This window comes from Nonomuraea sp. LP-02 (genome assembly GCF_036289125.1).
Lineage (GTDB): Bacteria > Actinomycetota > Actinomycetes > Streptosporangiales > Streptosporangiaceae > Nonomuraea > Nonomuraea bangladeshensis.
Window position 1 is genome coordinate 7,670,614 of record NZ_JAXCLK010000001.1, and the last position, 14,549, is coordinate 7,685,162.

At 71.5% G+C, this 14,549-nt stretch carries 15 protein-coding genes and 1 pseudogene; 12 read left to right on the top strand and 4 right to left on the bottom strand.

Annotation, left to right across the window (positions count from 1 at the left end; translation table 11 throughout):
* Positions 1 to 9 precede the first annotated feature (9 nt).
* A complete protein-coding gene (locus SMD20_RS36015; RefSeq protein WP_329589860.1) occupies positions 10 to 2,010 on the bottom strand; it encodes a thioredoxin domain-containing protein in 2,001 nt (666 codons plus the stop codon).
* An 89-nt stretch (positions 2,011 to 2,099) separates the two neighbouring features.
* Here SMD20_RS36015 and SMD20_RS36020 point away from each other — a divergent pair, with 89 nt between their 5' ends.
* Positions 2,100 to 3,251 (top strand): hypothetical protein, encoded by a 1,152-nt coding sequence (locus SMD20_RS36020; RefSeq protein ID WP_329589861.1) that lies wholly within the window; start codon positions 2,100 to 2,102, stop codon positions 3,249 to 3,251.
* A gap of 15 nt (positions 3,252 to 3,266) precedes the next feature.
* Here the strand turns inward: SMD20_RS36020 and SMD20_RS36025 are convergent, their stop codons facing one another.
* The 3 genes from SMD20_RS36025 to mca all read right to left on the bottom strand — a co-directional run bounded on the left by SMD20_RS36025 (position 3,267) and on the right by mca (position 4,692).
* Complete coding sequence (locus SMD20_RS36025) at positions 3,267 to 3,554, bottom strand: GNAT family N-acetyltransferase (RefSeq protein ID WP_329589862.1); 288 nt, start codon at positions 3,552 to 3,554, stop codon at positions 3,267 to 3,269.
* Positions 3,555 to 3,704 (bottom strand): hypothetical protein, encoded by a 150-nt coding sequence (locus tag SMD20_RS36030; protein ID WP_329589863.1) that lies wholly within the window; start codon positions 3,702 to 3,704, stop codon positions 3,555 to 3,557.
* Between the two features lie 103 nt (positions 3,705 to 3,807).
* Positions 3,808 to 4,692 carry a mycothiol conjugate amidase Mca gene (mca, locus tag SMD20_RS36035; RefSeq protein ID WP_329589864.1) on the bottom strand — a complete coding sequence of 295 codons (885 nt, stop codon included), beginning with the start codon at positions 4,690 to 4,692 and terminating at the stop codon, positions 3,808 to 3,810.
* A gap of 135 nt (positions 4,693 to 4,827) precedes the next feature.
* On the opposite strand from mca, the gene SMD20_RS36040 reads away from it, so the two are divergent.
* The 11 genes and pseudogenes from SMD20_RS36040 (at position 4,828) to SMD20_RS36090 (ending at position 14,342) form a co-directional block, all read left to right on the top strand.
* A complete protein-coding gene (locus SMD20_RS36040) occupies positions 4,828 to 5,247 on the top strand; it encodes a DUF4307 domain-containing protein (RefSeq protein WP_329589865.1) in 420 nt (139 codons plus the stop codon).
* A 108-nt stretch (positions 5,248 to 5,355) separates the two neighbouring features.
* On the top strand, positions 5,356 to 5,856 hold the full coding sequence (gene greA / locus SMD20_RS36045; protein ID WP_020545145.1) for a transcription elongation factor GreA: 501 nt from the start codon (positions 5,356 to 5,358) through the stop codon (positions 5,854 to 5,856).
* Positions 5,857 to 5,918: 62 nt separating this feature from the next.
* Positions 5,919 to 7,196, top strand: a complete 1,278-nt coding sequence (locus SMD20_RS36050) for a C40 family peptidase (RefSeq protein ID WP_329589874.1) — start codon at positions 5,919 to 5,921, stop codon at positions 7,194 to 7,196.
* Positions 7,197 to 7,265: 69 nt separating this feature from the next.
* Positions 7,266 to 7,787 carry a hypothetical protein gene (locus tag SMD20_RS36055; protein ID WP_329589876.1) on the top strand — a complete coding sequence of 174 codons (522 nt, stop codon included), beginning with the start codon at positions 7,266 to 7,268 and terminating at the stop codon, positions 7,785 to 7,787.
* A gap of 248 nt (positions 7,788 to 8,035) precedes the next feature.
* On the top strand, positions 8,036 to 9,829 hold the full coding sequence (locus SMD20_RS36060; RefSeq protein ID WP_442942546.1) for a phosphoenolpyruvate carboxykinase (GTP): 1,794 nt from the start codon (positions 8,036 to 8,038) through the stop codon (positions 9,827 to 9,829).
* Positions 9,830 to 10,133: 304 nt separating this feature from the next.
* Positions 10,134 to 10,877 (top strand): annotated as a pseudogene (locus SMD20_RS36065) (TIGR04222 domain-containing membrane protein); the annotation flags it as partial.
* On the top strand, positions 10,864 to 11,685 hold the full coding sequence (locus tag SMD20_RS36070) for a DUF692 domain-containing protein (RefSeq protein ID WP_329589877.1): 822 nt from the start codon (positions 10,864 to 10,866) through the stop codon (positions 11,683 to 11,685). The pseudogene SMD20_RS36065 and the gene SMD20_RS36070, both read left to right, overlap by 14 nt.
* A complete protein-coding gene (locus SMD20_RS36075) occupies positions 11,682 to 12,062 on the top strand; it encodes a hypothetical protein (RefSeq protein ID WP_329589879.1) in 381 nt (126 codons plus the stop codon). Before SMD20_RS36070 ends, SMD20_RS36075 begins: the two co-directional genes overlap by 4 nt.
* Before the next feature lie 19 nt (positions 12,063 to 12,081).
* A complete protein-coding gene (locus tag SMD20_RS36080) occupies positions 12,082 to 12,960 on the top strand; it encodes a DUF7064 domain-containing protein (RefSeq protein ID WP_329589881.1) in 879 nt (292 codons plus the stop codon).
* 62 nt (positions 12,961 to 13,022) lie between these two features.
* Complete coding sequence (locus tag SMD20_RS36085) at positions 13,023 to 13,529, top strand: hypothetical protein (RefSeq protein ID WP_329589883.1); 507 nt, start codon at positions 13,023 to 13,025, stop codon at positions 13,527 to 13,529.
* 51 nt (positions 13,530 to 13,580) lie between these two features.
* Positions 13,581 to 14,342, top strand: coding sequence for an isoprenyl transferase (locus tag SMD20_RS36090; protein WP_329589884.1), 762 nt, complete (start codon positions 13,581 to 13,583; stop codon positions 14,340 to 14,342).
* Positions 14,343 to 14,549: the final 207 nt, after the last annotated feature.

Here is a 14,549-nt window from a genome sequence, read left to right on the forward strand (position 1 = left end):
CGGCCGGGGTCAGTCGCCTGTCAGCTGGGCGCGCAGGTCGTCCACGGTGGTCACCGGGAGGCGGCAGGTGAAGCCGCGGCACACGTAGGCCGCGGGCGCCTCGTCGATCGGGCCGCGCCCCTCCAGCAGGGCGGGGAACACGCCCTCGGCGGGGGCCAGCGCCTCGCCCGTGCCGCCCCGCATGGGGGCGTCGCCGTCGCCGAGCGCGACCACCAGCCCCGGCACGTCGGCCAGCAGCGCCGCCCGGTGCAGCGCCGCGCGCCGGGGATCGTCGGGCGCGCCCACGATCGCCACCTCCGCTGGCCCGTCCAGCGCCGCCCGCGCCACGGCGAGGCCCCAGCCGGCGAAGCGCGCGTGCCCCGGGGCCAGCACCGACACCGTGCCGAGCGCCGCCTCGGCGGCCTGACGGTGCCGGGCCGAGCCGGTCAGCGCCGCGTACGACAGCAGGGCGCCGGCCGCCGCGAACTGGCCGGACGGGGTGGCGTTGTCCGTCGGGTCCTGGGGCCGCTGGAACAGCCGCTCGGCGTCGTCCGCCGTGTCGTAGAAGCCGCCCTTGCCGTCGGCGAAGCGATCGAGCACGACGTCGAGCAGCGTGCCCGCCAGCCGCAGCCACCGGGCCTCGCCGGTGACGCCGTAGAGGGCGATCAGGCCCTCGGCCAGGTTGGCGTGGTCCTCCAGCACCCCGGCGTTCGCTCCCGCCCGGCCGTCCCTGGACGTGCGCAGCAGCCGGCCGTCCACCACGTGGACGCGGGCCAGCAGCTCCGCCGCGCGTTCTGCGGCGGCCACCAGGTCGGGCCGCTCGAACACCACGCCTGTCTCGGCGAGCGCCGCGATGGCCAGGCCGTTCCAGGAGGCCACGACCTTGTCGTCGCGGCCGGGGCGCACGCGGCGATCCCTGGCCGCCAGCAGCCGCTCGCGTACGCGCTCGTAGCGCGCGGGGTCGTCGGGGTCGCGCGGGAGCTGCAGCACCGACGTGCCGTGCTCGAAGGTGCCGGTGACCTCGAACAGCCCGGTCGCCCATCGCCCGTCGTCCGCGCCCAGGACCTCGCCGAGCTGGTCGGGCGTCCAGACGTAGAACCTGCCCTCGACGCCCTCGCTGTCGGCGTCGAGCGCCGAGGCGAAGCCGCCCTCGGGGGTGGTCATCTCGCGCAGCAGCCAGTCGGCCGTCTCCAGTGCCACGCGCCGGGCGAGGTCGCCGCCGCCCGCCTTCCACCAGTGGGTGTAGACGCGCAGCAGGAGCGCGTTGTCGTACAGCATCTTCTCGAAGTGGGGGACGACCCAGCCGGCGTCCACGCTGTAGCGGGCGAAGCCGCCGCCGAGCTGGTCGTAGATGCCGCCGCGGGCCATGGCCTCCAGCGTCCGCGCGCTCATCTCGCGCTCGCCCGAGCGCAGCAGGAACTCCAGCACCATGGACGGCGGGAACTTCGGCGCGCCGCCGAAACCACCACGGACCGGGTCGAACGACTCCCGCAGGTTGTCCATCGCCCGCGCGAGCGTCTCCGCGCCGGGCAGCGGGCCGGAGGGCAGGGCGGTGTTGTCGTTGAGCGCCTCGACGACCTTCGCCCCCTGGCTGAGCACCGACTCCCGGTCGCCCGTCCACACCCTGTGGACCTCCTGCAGCAGGCGCTGGAAGTGGGGGCGCGGGAAGTAGGTGCCGCAGTAGAACGGATGACCGTCCGGCGTCGCGAACACCGTCATCGGCCAGCCGCCCTGGCGGGTCATGGCCTGCGTGGCGCCCATGTAGACGGCGTCGACGTCCGGCCGCTCCTCGCGGTCGACCTTGACGTTGACGAAGTGCTCGTTCATGAGCCGCGCGGTGCCGGGGTCCTCGAAGCTCTCATGGGCCATCACGTGGCACCAGTGGCAGGCCGAGTAGCCGACGCTGATGAGCAGCGGCACGTCCCGCCGCCGGGCCTCCGCGAACGCCTCCTCGCCCCACGGCCACCAGTCGACCGGGTTGCCGGCGTGCTGGAGCAGGTAGGGGCTGGTGGAGCCTGCCAAGTGGTTCATCACGACCTCCTCGGACCACCCTAAACCGCGGGCCCGAGGACTCCGGTGACCGCCAGCGCCGTGGCCCCGGGCGGCGTAGGTTACGGAGGGTGGATGTGGATTTCGTCTGCGCGCTCGCCCACCGGCCGGCGGGCGGCCTGACGCGCAGGGACGTCGCCAGAGCGCTGCTCGCCGTGCCCTCGGGCGTGGCGCTGGTGGCGCTGCCCGATCTGCGGCGGGCGATGCTCGCGGCCGGCAACCCGCTGTCACGGGCGTTCTGGGAGTCCGCCAAGGCGGCGCTCGGCTCGATCGAGACGGGTGTGGCCACGGTCGGCGACGTGCAGCGCTGGCTGGAGTCCACGGGCACCGAACCGATCCTGATGACGCCCGGCTACTTCGTCTGGCCCGAGGAGGACGAACGCGGGCCGGTGGCGGCCGAGATGCACCGGCGGCTGGTCGCCCACCTGGAGGAGCGGGTCGCGGCCGGCGAGATCGACCCCGACGCGCTGGCCGGGGGCGATCCCGAGGCGCGGGCGGCGTACGAGGAACTGCAGGAGCGCTGGCTGGCCACGCCGCTGCCCGACGGCCGGACCCCCGAGCAGGCGGTCAACGACGAGCAGGACGAGGAGCTGTTCGCCGCCTGGGACGAGGAGGAGGCGTTCGCGCTGGCGGAGCTGCGCCGCATACTCGGCGACCTGCCGCGCCGGCCCGAGCCGCCCGCCGCCGAGCTGGACGCGGCCGGGGCGCGCCTGCGCGAGCTGCTGGCCGAGCCCGGCTACCCGGCGAACGTGCTGCGCGCCTGCGCGGGGCTCGACGACCGGCCGATGCCCCGCGACGACCGCGAGCTGTGGCTGGCGGTGGCGGCCGGCGTCGCGGGCCCGATCTCGGACCTGCCGGAGAGCGGGGACGAGCTGGTGGAGTTCGCCGACCTCGAACGGCGGCTCAGCGAGGAGGACCTCACCCTCGCCAACCTGTGCGCCATCCAGCACGCCGACTGGCTCGCGGCCGTGACGGCGCTGGCCCGGCTGGGGCCGGGGGTGCTCGCCTCGCCGGAGCGGATCGCCCGCCTCATCGCCGAGTCGGAGGACATCGAGAGCGAGGAGCCGGACGAGGAGGAGCTGGAGGCGACCGAGGGCTTCTTCGCGTCCGTGGTGCCGCTGTGGGTGTGCCTCGGCATCGTGGACGCCGGCGGGGTGCTCACGCCGCTCGGCTGGTGGGGGCTGCCGGAGGCGCTGGAACGGGCCTGGACGCCCGCCGAGTGAGCACCCGGTGGTGTCTCAGTCGGTGGCGTCCACGAGGTTCGCGAACTCCGGGTGGCGCTCGATGTACTTCGCCACGTAGGGGCACAGCGGCACGACCCGCAGACCGGTGTCGGCGCTGACGCGCAGGGCGTGGTCGACGAGCCGGCCGGCCAGGCCCTGGCCTTCGTACAGGGGGGAGACCTCGGTGTGTGTGAAGACGACCTTGGTGGGCAGCAGGCGGTAGTCGGCGAACCCGGCGACCTTGCCGTCCACCAGGATCTCGAAACGGCTCTCCGACGAGTTGTCGACGATCTCGATCGGCATCTACTCGGCCTTCTTGTCGTCCGTGTCGCGCGTGTCGCCCGCCCGCGGCACCTCGATCTTCGCCATCTGCTTGTTCATGGACTTGATCAGGAAGTAGAGGGCGAAGCCGATGAGGGCCACGACGACGAAGCCGAGCAGACCCGGACTCACATCACCTGCAGCTAGATAGGTCACACTTCCAGTATGCCGCCGCGACCCCGTGGTCCGGTCGTCGGCGTCTCACCGTCGGCGGGCCCCAGTGGCAGGCGGGAGATCAGTGGCAGGCAGGCGAGACGTCGTCGGCGTGGATGCCGGCGAACAGGTCGTCCTCCGGCAGCTCGGTGTCGACCAGCGAGCGCGCCAGGTGGTAGTCCTCGGTCGGCCAGATCTCCTGCTGCAGCTCGCGCGGGCAGCCGAACCAGAAGCCCTCGGGGTCGACCTGCGTGGCGTGGGCCAGCAGCGCCTCGTCGCGGATGTCGAAGTAGTCGCCGCACGGCACCCGGGTGGTGACCGGCCACTTGGCGGGGCGGTCCTCCCAGCGGGAGATCCAGTCGGAGTAGGGGGAGCCGAGCCCGCGCGAGGTCATGGCCTCGTGCAGCGCCTCGAAGCGCTCCTTGGTGAAGCCCATCTGGTAGTAGAGCTTGAGCGGCTGCCACGGGTCGCCGGTGCCCGGGTAGCGGTCGGGGTCGCCGGCCGCCTCGAACGCCTCGACCGACACGCGGTTGGTCATGATGTGGTCGGGGTGCGGGTAGCCGCCGTCGTCGTCGTACGTGAGGATCACGTGCGGCCGGAAGTCGCGCACCGCGGCCACCAGCGGGCGGGAGGCGTCCTCCAGCTTCTGCACGGCGAAGCAGCCGTCGGGCAGCTGCTCCTCCTCGCTCTCCGGCAGCCCGGAGTCGACGAAGCCCATGAAGCGCTGCTCCACGCCCAGGATCTCGCGGGCGCGCTCCATCTCGGCCCTGCGCACCTCGGCGATGTTGGCCACGATCTCGGGACGGTCCATCTTGGGGTTGAGCACGGACCCGCGTTCACCACCCGTCAGGGTGCACACCAGGACTTCCACACCTTCGCGCACATAGCGCGCCATCGTCGCGGCGCCCTTGCTCGACTCGTCATCGGGGTGGGCGTGGACGGCCATCAGCCTCAGCGGTGCACTCACGGGCTCGATGTCTCCTCAGTCGGACCGGTCACTTAGTTTGTCTGCAGGCGGTCGTGAGGGTCAGGTCGTGTACCGGGACCCCCGCGGGCGACAATTGTCTCGGATAACGCTCAGGGAGTGCAGGGAGATTCCACCATGGTCACCAGAGATGTCGGGAACGGACCCGTTCTCGGCACCCCCGACGAGCTGCCCGACGGCCCGAGGCGCCGGGGCAGGCTGGTCGTCCACGTCGTCATCGGCGTCTTGGTGGCCATCATCGCGGGCGGGTGGGGCTACGTCATGTGGTCGATGACCGCGGGCGGGTCGGAGGCGCCGGCGCAGGTGATCATGTTCGACGTGGTCGGCCCGACGCAGGCCGAGATCACCTTCCAGGTGTACAAACCGGACGACAGGGCGGCCGTCTGCCGGATCAGGGCGCTGGACGTCAACCACGGGGAAGTCGGCAGCAAGGAAGTAAGAATCCCGCCTGGTGAGGGTAGTAAGCAGCTCAAGGAAAGCCTGGACACCAGTGCCGAGGCGACTTCCGTCCACGTCCAGTACTGCAATCTCGTATAGTGAGACATTTGGGGAAGCGAACCGACGGTTGACTTGTTAGCCTTTCGCAATTCAACCGTTGGAAACCTCAAGTGATCTCAGGGCCCCCTAGGCAAGCAAGGAGAACCCGTGGCCGACTCTCGCGATGAGAACGTCACATGGCTGACGCAGGAGGCGTACGACCGCCTGAAGGCGGAGTACGAATATCTCTCCGGCCCCGGGCGCGTCGACATCGCCAAGAAGATCGAGGCCGCCCGTGAGGAGGGCGACCTGCGCGAGAACGGCGGCTACCACGCCGCCAAGGACGAGCAGGGCAAGATGGAGGCCCGGATCTTCCACCTCCGTCAGATCCTCGACAACGCCCAGGTGGGCGAGGCCCCCAAGGCCGAAGGCGTGGTCGGGCCCGGCATGACGGTGACCATCCGGTTCGTCGGGGACGACGACGAGGTCACCTTCCTGCTCGCCTCGCGCGAGGAGAGCGGTGCGCCGATCGACGTCTATTCGCCGAAGTCTCCCCTCGGAGCGGCGATCAACGGCAAGAAGATCGGTGAGAAGGCGACGTACTCCATGCCCAACGGGCGCCAGAACACCGTCGAGATCCTGGAGGCAGTGCCGTACGTCGGCAACTGACCCCAGAGGAGACGAACCGCCGGGCCCCCGCTGGTCCGGCGGATTTCGTGCATGGACCCTTCATGCACCCCCCTGTCCCGCCGCACGGGCACCCCATGTACGGCCATCCCGGACAGCAGGGGCCAGGGGGGATCCGGCAGGATCTCACCTTTCTCGTCAAGTCCCGTAAGCGCCGCGATCCGGTCAAGCTGGTGCCGTTCATCGTGGTGGCGCTGGTCGCGGTGCTGACCGCCGACGTGCTGCTGCTGGCCCAGCCGCCGCAGGGCGAGCCCGACGGCGCCGCGGCCGCCCACCCCACCCCCCGGCAGACGCTGTTAGCCGAGCGCCGGCCGCAGAAGCAGACGCCGGTCCGCACCGTCCAGCCGGTGGCGCCGCTGCGCAAGCTGCACAAGCCCAACCTGTTCGTGCTGACCCGCAAGCCGTTCACCGAGGCGCAGTTACGCAAGGTGAGCCGGCTGCGCGGGGTGCGGGCGCTGGAGCTGGCCGACGCCGCCTCGATCACGCTCGACGGCAAGCGGGTGCAGACCCTCGCGGTCGATCCGTCCACGTTCCGGGCCTACACCCCCAAGGTGACCGCCTCCTCCGACGCGCTCTGGCAGAACGTCGCGGCGGGCGACGTCGCGGTGTCGTTCGTGCTCGGCAACGACGGCGGGCTCTCGCTGCACCGGCAGGTGCGCGGGCCGGCCGGGACGATGCGCATCGGCGCGTACGCGACCACCGGCTTCGGCGCGGTCGACGCGGTGGTCTCCAAGCAGGTCGGGCGGACGCTCGGCCTGCCGCGCGACAACGCGCTCATCGTCAGCGCGCCCACCGCCGACACCGCCTCTCTGCGGAGCAGGATCCTCAAGGTGCTGCCCAAGGGCACCCAGGTCGCCAGCGTCAACCCGGTGCTGCCGCAGCCGCAGCAGCAGACCGCGCGCAACTGGCCGGCGGGCTCGTTCATGACGGGCGAGCAGGTTCAGGTGGCGCTCAGGGCGGCGGCGTCCAAGCTGGGGCGGCCGTACGTGTGGGGCGCCGAGGGCCCGAACACCTTCGACTGCTCGGGCCTGGTGCAGTGGGCCTTCGCCCAGGCGGGCGTGCGGATGCCGCGCGTGACGCACCAGCAGTGGGTGACCGGGGCGCAGGTGCCGCTCTCGCAGGCGCAGCCTGGCGACCTCATCTTCTGGCGGTCCGACCCCACGAACCCTGACTACATCTCCCATGTGGCGATTTATTGGGGCAACGGGCAGATGATCCAGGCGCCGCGCACCGGCGACGTGGTCAAGATCTCGAAGGTCTACACCAAGAACCTCGCCGGCGTCGTACGGGTCAGCCCGATCGCCGCCGCCCGGGTCCGCTGACCCCTCTCGAAGGCGACACCCTCCTTCCCCTGACGTGCCTGCGGCTTGTAAATGTGTAATGGTGATTACATGACTGCAGAAGACATGACCGCAGAGGTCCGGGGCTGGTTCACCGGGCGGCTTCCCGAAGGCTGGTTCACCGGCGCCCCCGAGATCGTCAGGGACCGCGAGGAGATCGCGGTCGTCGGCACGCTCCCCGACCCGCCCGAGGACACGCCGGAGGCCGAACGCGCGGCCCTGGTCGAGGGCCTCGCCCGCAGGTTCAGGGAGGAGACCAGGGAGCGGCGCATCGAGATCGCCCGCGAGGCCGAGCTCAGGTTCCGCCAGAAGGTGTCCTGGGGGGTGTCCTGCGGCGGGTTCACCGTGATGTTCACCACACTGTCCGTGCCGGTCATGACCCGGCTGCGCCAGTCGGAGCGGCAGGTCCTCGACACGCTCGTGGCCGCCGGCGTGGCCCGCAGCCGCAGCGACGCGCTCGCCTGGTGCGTACGCCTGGTCGGCAGGAACGCCGACACGTGGCTCACCGATCTTCGCGACGCACTCCAGCACGTGGACCGCGTTCGCGCCGCGGGCCCGGACGTCGATTCATGAAGCGGTCCAGGGGAAACGGCGCGACGAATGGACTAAACCACTGCGGAAATTGGTTTAGACCATCGCGATTGGACTGGACCACTGAATGTTAATTCTCTTTTAAATCCGCCGCGGTTGGGTAGGCTCCCCCAATCGCCAGGGCCTCTGCCTGCGACGACGGCCCCGCCAAACAGGTCTACGCCAATTGGCCTTCCGGCCGCTCCGTCGTTAATGATGACTGGGCCCTGAGAGAGTGGAGGAGCGCAGTCGTGTCCGTGACCGTGGAAGTGCCCACGCCGACGAGCAATCGCGAATTGGCCGCGTGGGTGAAAGAGATAGCAGTCCTTACCGAGCCCGATCGGATCGAGTGGTGCGACGGCTCCGAGGAGGAGTGGACCCGTCTCACCAACCTGCTCGTGGAGCAGGGCACGCTCGTCCGGCTCGCCGCCCGCCCCAACAGCTTCTACGCCAAGTCCGACCCCAGCGACGTCGCCAGGGTCGAGGACCGTACCTTCATCTGCTCGGAGCGCCCCGAGGACGCCGGGCCGACGAACAACTGGATCCCGCCCGCGGAGATGCGGCAGACCTTCGGCAAGCTCTTCAAGGGCAGCATGCGCGGCCGGACGATGTACGTCGTCCCGTTCTGCATGGGCCCGCTCGGCGGCGAGATCTCTCAGGTCGGCGTCGAGATCACGGACTCGCCGTACGTCGCCGTCTCCATGCGGATCATGACCCGCATGGGCGAGCGCGCGCTGCGCCTCATCGAGGAGCGCGGCGACTTCGTCAAGTGCGTGCACTCCGTGGGCGCGCCGCTGCAGCCCGGCCAGGCCGACGTGCCGTGGCCGTGCAGCTCCACCAAGTACATCAGCCACTTCCCCGAGACCCGCGAGATCTGGTCCTACGGCTCCGGCTACGGCGGCAACGCGCTGCTCGGCAAGAAGTGCTACGCGCTGCGCATCGCCAGCGTGATGGCCCGCGACGAGGGCTGGCTGGCCGAGCACATGCTCATCCTCAAGCTGACCCCGCCCTCCGGCGAGACCCGCTACATCGCCGCCGCCTTCCCGAGCGCGTGCGGCAAGACCAACCTCGCCATGCTCCAGCCCACCATTCCCGGCTGGAAGGTCGAGACGGTCGGCGACGACATCGCCTGGATGCGCTTCGGCGAGGACGGCCGCCTCTACGCCATCAACCCGGAGGCCGGCTTCTTCGGCGTCGCGCCCGGCACCGGCCAGGTCACCAACGCCAACGCGGTCAAGACGCTCTGGGGCAACAGCATCTTCACCAACGTCGCGCTCACCGACGACGGCGACGTGTGGTGGGAGGGCCTGACCGACGAGCCGCCCGCGCACCTCACCGACTGGAAGGGCCGCGACTGGACGCCCGACAGCGACGAGCCGGCCGCCCACCCGAACGCCCGCTTCACCACACCCGCCGCCCAGTGCCCGACCATCGCACCCGAGTGGCAGGACCCCAAGGGCGTGCCCATCTCCGCGATCCTGTTCGGCGGTCGCCGCGCCACCGCCGTGCCACTGGTCACGGAATCGCTGAGCTGGGAGCACGGCGTCTTCCTCGGAGCCAACGTCGCCTCCGAGAAGACCGCCGCGGCCGAGGGCAAGGTCGGCGAGCTGCGTCACGACCCGTTCGCCATGCTGCCGTTCTGCGGCTACAACATGGGCGACTACTTCGCCCACTGGCTGAGCATCGGCCGGCGTGAGGACGCCGTGCTCCCGCGCATCTACTACGTCAACTGGTTCCGCAAGGACGCCGACGGCCACTACATCTGGCCCGGCTACGGCGAGAACAGCCGCGTGCTCAAGTGGATCGTCGACCGGCTCAACGGCGAGGCCGAAGCCGTCCCGACGCCGATCGGCCTGCTGCCCGCCGAGCTCGACACCGAGGGCCTCGACCTCTCCGAGGACGACCTGCGCACGCTGCTCAGCGTGGACCGCGAGATCTGGCGCGAGGAGGCGGCGCTCATCCCGGCGCACTTCGAGAAGTTCGGCGACCACCTGCCGAAGGAGCTGTGGAAGGAGTACAACGCCCTGCTCGACCGGCTCGGCTAGCGCCCTTGTCCGGTGCGGCGGCGCCGTCGTACGTTGATGGCGCCGCCGCACCGATCACAGGGGGGCAACGTGGGCTACGTCCTGCTCGTCGCCGCTGTCGGCATGCTGATCACGGTCCGGGCGGTCGGCGCCTGGGTCGAGGCCGAGATCCGGCGGGTCGCCGGGGCCGAGCCCGGCGGCCGCGGGCATCCTCTGGGGCCGTACGAGCTGGCCTTCCTGACGGGCGGGCCACGCAGAGCCGTGAACACGGCGCTGGCCGTCCTCGCGACGGCCGGCGCCGTCCGCGTGTCCAGGGGGCTCGCAGGTCACCGCCGTGGACGGCGCCGCGCCCTCGCCGGAGCCGATCGAGCAGGCCGTGCTCGACGCGCTCGCGTCCAGGCCGGGCGGTCACCGCGCCGCCGAGCTGCGGCGGGAGCTGGAGACGCATCCCGCCCTGGTCGCGCTCGCCGCCGGGCTGGAGGCGCGCGGGCTCCTCGTGCCGCCGGAGGCGTTCAAGGAGGCGCGGCGACGCAGGAAGTGGCTGGTGGCCGTCACATGGGCGGCGGCGGTCTTCGTGGTGGCGTTGAGCGTGCTGGATTCCACGGACGCGCTCGGCCCCGACGCCGTCTTCCTCCCCACGTTCCTCGTGGGAGTGGCCGCTCCCGTGATCGGGCTCGTGGACTGCGTCAGGCACGGCAGGCGGCTCAGGAATGTCGTCACGCGTGAAGGGCGCGAAGTGCTGCTCTCGGCGCGAGCGCACCATCCGAGGGGCGTACGCGACCAGGGGCCGGCGGCGGTGGCCGTGGGGGTGCTGGTGGCGCTCTACGGGCTGGAGGAGACGGGGGATCCGGCGTTGTCCAAGGAGCTGATGGCCGGCCATCCCGGCGCTGACGCGGCCGGGTCCTGCGGGGCGTACAGCGGCGGGGACGGCGCGACGTACGGCGATTCCGGCAGCGCCTTCGGCGGCTCCGAGTTCGGCTCCTCCGGTGGTGGCGACGGGGGCGGGTCGAGCTGCGGCGGCGGTGGGGGATGCGGCGGGGGTGGAGGGTGCGGGGGTGGCGGCGGCTGAGCTGGGCGTGGGGATCAGCTGGCGGGCCGAGCTGGACCTCACCATCGAGCGCATGCAAGGCGTCGGCTTCGTCGAGGCGATCGCCGAGAACCTGAGACCAGGCGCGCTGCCGGAGTCGCTGCGCCTGTTACGGGCCAGGGGCGTGCCGGTGATCCCGCACGGCGTGTCGCTCGGCGTCGGCGGGGCCGAGCCGCCCTCGGCCGGTCGGCTCGCGCACCTGGCCGCGTGCGCCGAGGCGCTGGACGCGCCGCTGGTCAGCGAGCATCTGGCGTTCGTACGCGGCGACGGCGTGGAGGCGGGGCATCTGCTGCCGATCCCGCGCACCCGGGAGTCGCTGCGGGTCGTCACCGACAACGTACGGCGGGCGCAGGACGCGCTGCCCGTCCCGCTGGCGCTGGAGAACGTGGCCGCGATCTTCGGCTGGCCGGACGACGAGCTGACCGAGGGACAGTTCCTCGCCGAGCTGGTGGAGCGGACCGGGGTGCGGCTGCTCATCGACGTGGCCAACCTCTACACCAACCAGTTCAACCTGGGCCTGCCGGCGGTGGCCGCGCTCGACGCCCTGCCGCTGGAGCATCTGGCGTACGTGCACGTCGCCGGCGGCTACGAGCACCAGGGCATCTGGCACGACACCCACACCACGGCCGCGCCGGAGCCGGTGCTGGACCTGCTCACCGAGTTGTGCGCCCGTACCCGCCCGCCCGGGGTGCTGCTGGAGTGGGACGACCACTTCCCGAGCGACGCCGTGCTGGCAGGGGAGCTGGACAGGATCCGGGCCGCGATGGCGGCCGTGGGGGAGTCACGGTGACGGACCAGGCCGCGCGGGAGGAGGACGATCTGGCGGCGGCGCGCGAGCGGCTGGCGGAGGCGCAGGGGCGGGTGGTGCGGGCGCTGGTCGCGGCCGGTGAGGCGCCCGACGGCTTCGACCCCGCCCGCCTGCGCGCCCAGGCCGCGAGCCTGGTCGCCAAGCGGCGCTCCGTCGTGGCGCGCCTGCGCCCCGACGCGGCCGTGGCCGCCGGGCCCGATCTCGCCGCCGAGTTCGCCGCGTACGCGCGGGCCCGTGAAGAGCCGCCGCCCGGCTACCGCTCCGACGCCGACGACTTCGCCGCCTGGCTGCGCGAGCGCGGCCGGCTGCCGGAGCCGCCCCGCCGCCGGGCCCCTTGGTGGCGGCGGCTGTTGCCGTAGCATGCGCTTGGGAGGCGGCATGCGCGTGGTCAACCTGGGCCAATGGCCCCTGGACGAGCGGGACGAGCGGCTCCACGAGCCCGGCGGCGAGCAACTGTGGAACGAGTCCTACTACTTCGACTTCGTGGCGGACGACGGCGAGCTGGGCGGCTACGTGCGGCTCGGCCTCTACCCCAACTGGAAGCGCGCCTGGTACTGGGCCTGCCTGGTCACCCCCGACGGCCTGGCCGCGTCCGTGATCGACCACGACGCGCCGCTGCCCGAGGATCCGGGCCTGACCGTGCGCGGCGCGGGCTACGAGGCGTCCCAGCGCATCGCCGACCCGTTCCGGACGGCGGCGGTCCGGCTGGTCTCCGACGCGCTCTCGCTGGACCTGGAGTGGCGTACGGAGGGCGGCGCGTACGGCTACGCGATCACCCCGCGCTACGAGGTGCCCTGCGAGGTGACCGGCACGATCGACGGCCGGCCCTTCCACGGCCACGGCGAGCGCGACCACAGCTGGGGCGTACGCGACTGGTGGTCGATCTCCTGGATGTGGAGCAGCGGCCGGCTGGCGGACGGCACGTACGTGCACGGCATGCGCGCCAACGTGGGCCTCGACCTGCCCTGGCCGGCGTTCACCGTGCCGCCGGGCGGCGAGCCCGCGCACGCGGCGGGCTTCACGGCGGCGACCTCCTTCGACGGCGACCGTCCCGCGGAGACGGTGCTGCGGCTGCCGGGGCTGGCGGTGACCGCGCGGCCGGTCGCGTTCGCGCCGGTGACGCTGACCTCGCCCGAGGGGGAGACGGCGGTGTTCCCCCGGGCGATGTGCCGCTTCGAGGCCGAGGACGGGCGTTCGGGCCACGGCTGGACGGAGTGGCACCAGCCGCCGCTGTGGCGCTCGCACGTCTGGGTTTAGTGGTCACCCGCCGGGAAACGCAGGGGGGCATGGGGGGACTGCGCTGTGTCGACGGATCCTATTTGAGGGTCACGCCCGTGGCGTGCCGCGACAGCGTCGGCACCCCGTACGAGGTCACCCTTGAGCTGCACCGTGACGGCGCCCCGTACGGCAGCGTGGGCGAGCGCTGCGGCTGGCTGCTGAGCCGGCTGGCGCGCGGCGTGGAGGAGGCCCGCACGGGCCGCGACACGGACAGGCGGTGGGCCGATCCCGACGACAGGTTCCCCGGCGGCGAGCCGGACGGCGAGCTGTTCTCCTTCCGCTACCGCAGCAGGTCCGGCCCGGCGGGCGGCGAGCTGAGCTGCCGCCTGCGCACGATCCCGCTGTGGGAGGGAAGCCGCTGGCGGGTGACGCGGCGGGCGTACGTGGAGGCGTGGGGCGCGGCGGGCGTGGGCATGCGGGCGGTGCTGACCTCGGCGGAGCTGTCGTCGTTCGTCCGAGGTCTCCTGGAGGAGGCCGAGGGATGTCTGGAAGGCAGAGATATGGCAAGGAATGTCGGAGAGGGAGCGGGCACAGATGATTCGCGGTGATAATTGCCTGTTGGGTCATTGACCGAGGGCAACCGCTGGGGAGGACACTCCGTGGGCCTGCGCGACCTGGTCTACCGGCTGTACGAACGCCGGCTGGAGGCCAAGCTGTCCAAGGACGGCATCCCCCGGCACGTCGGGGTCATCATCGACGGCAACCGCCGCTGGGCGCGCTCCATGGGGATCAGAGACGTCTCCACAGGCCACCGCAAGGGCGCCGACAAGATCTCCGAGCTGCTCTGCTGGTGCCGTGAGACCGGCGTCGAGGTCGTCACCGTCTGGATGCTCTCCAACGACAACCTCAACCGGCCGAGGGAGGAGCTGGAGCCGCTCCTCCGCATCATCGAGGACGTGACGCGGGAGCTGGTGGACCAGGGCTGGCGGATCATCCCCGTCGGCGCGCTGGACCTGCTGCCGGACCGAACGGCGAATGTCCTCAAAAACGCGAAAGAAGCGTCATCACACCGTCCGGGCCTGATTGTGAACGTTGCAGTTGGGTATGGAGGAAGACGTGAGATTGCCGATGCGGTGCGCTCACTGCTCCAGGAGCAAGCGAGCAAGGGAGCGAGCATCGAGGACCTCGTCGAGGTGCTCGATGTGGAGCACATCGCGGAGCATCTCTACACTCGCGGCCAACCCGATCCGGATCTCCTCATCCGGACCTCGGGCGAGCAGCGCCTGTCGGGCTTCATGCTCTGGCAGAGCGCTCACTCCGAGTTCTACTTCCACGAGGCCTACTGGCCCGACTTCCGCAGGGTTGACTTCCTGCGGGCGCTGCGCGATTACGCTGCGAGACATCGACGTTACGGTTCTTGACACGACATTCGGGTATCGAGGACGTAACGTTGAAAGTGTCCGACCACAGGTCGAACACTCCGGAGAGGTCCCGCCTTTGCACCACGATCCGCCGAGGGGGGCCGGAACCCGGCGCCGACGGCGTCTCGCGGTCGGGGAACGCGGGTCCGGTCCGATTCCCGCCTCGTCTGCAGGGCGCCCGCACGTGGGGCGCCCGGGGGAGAACGT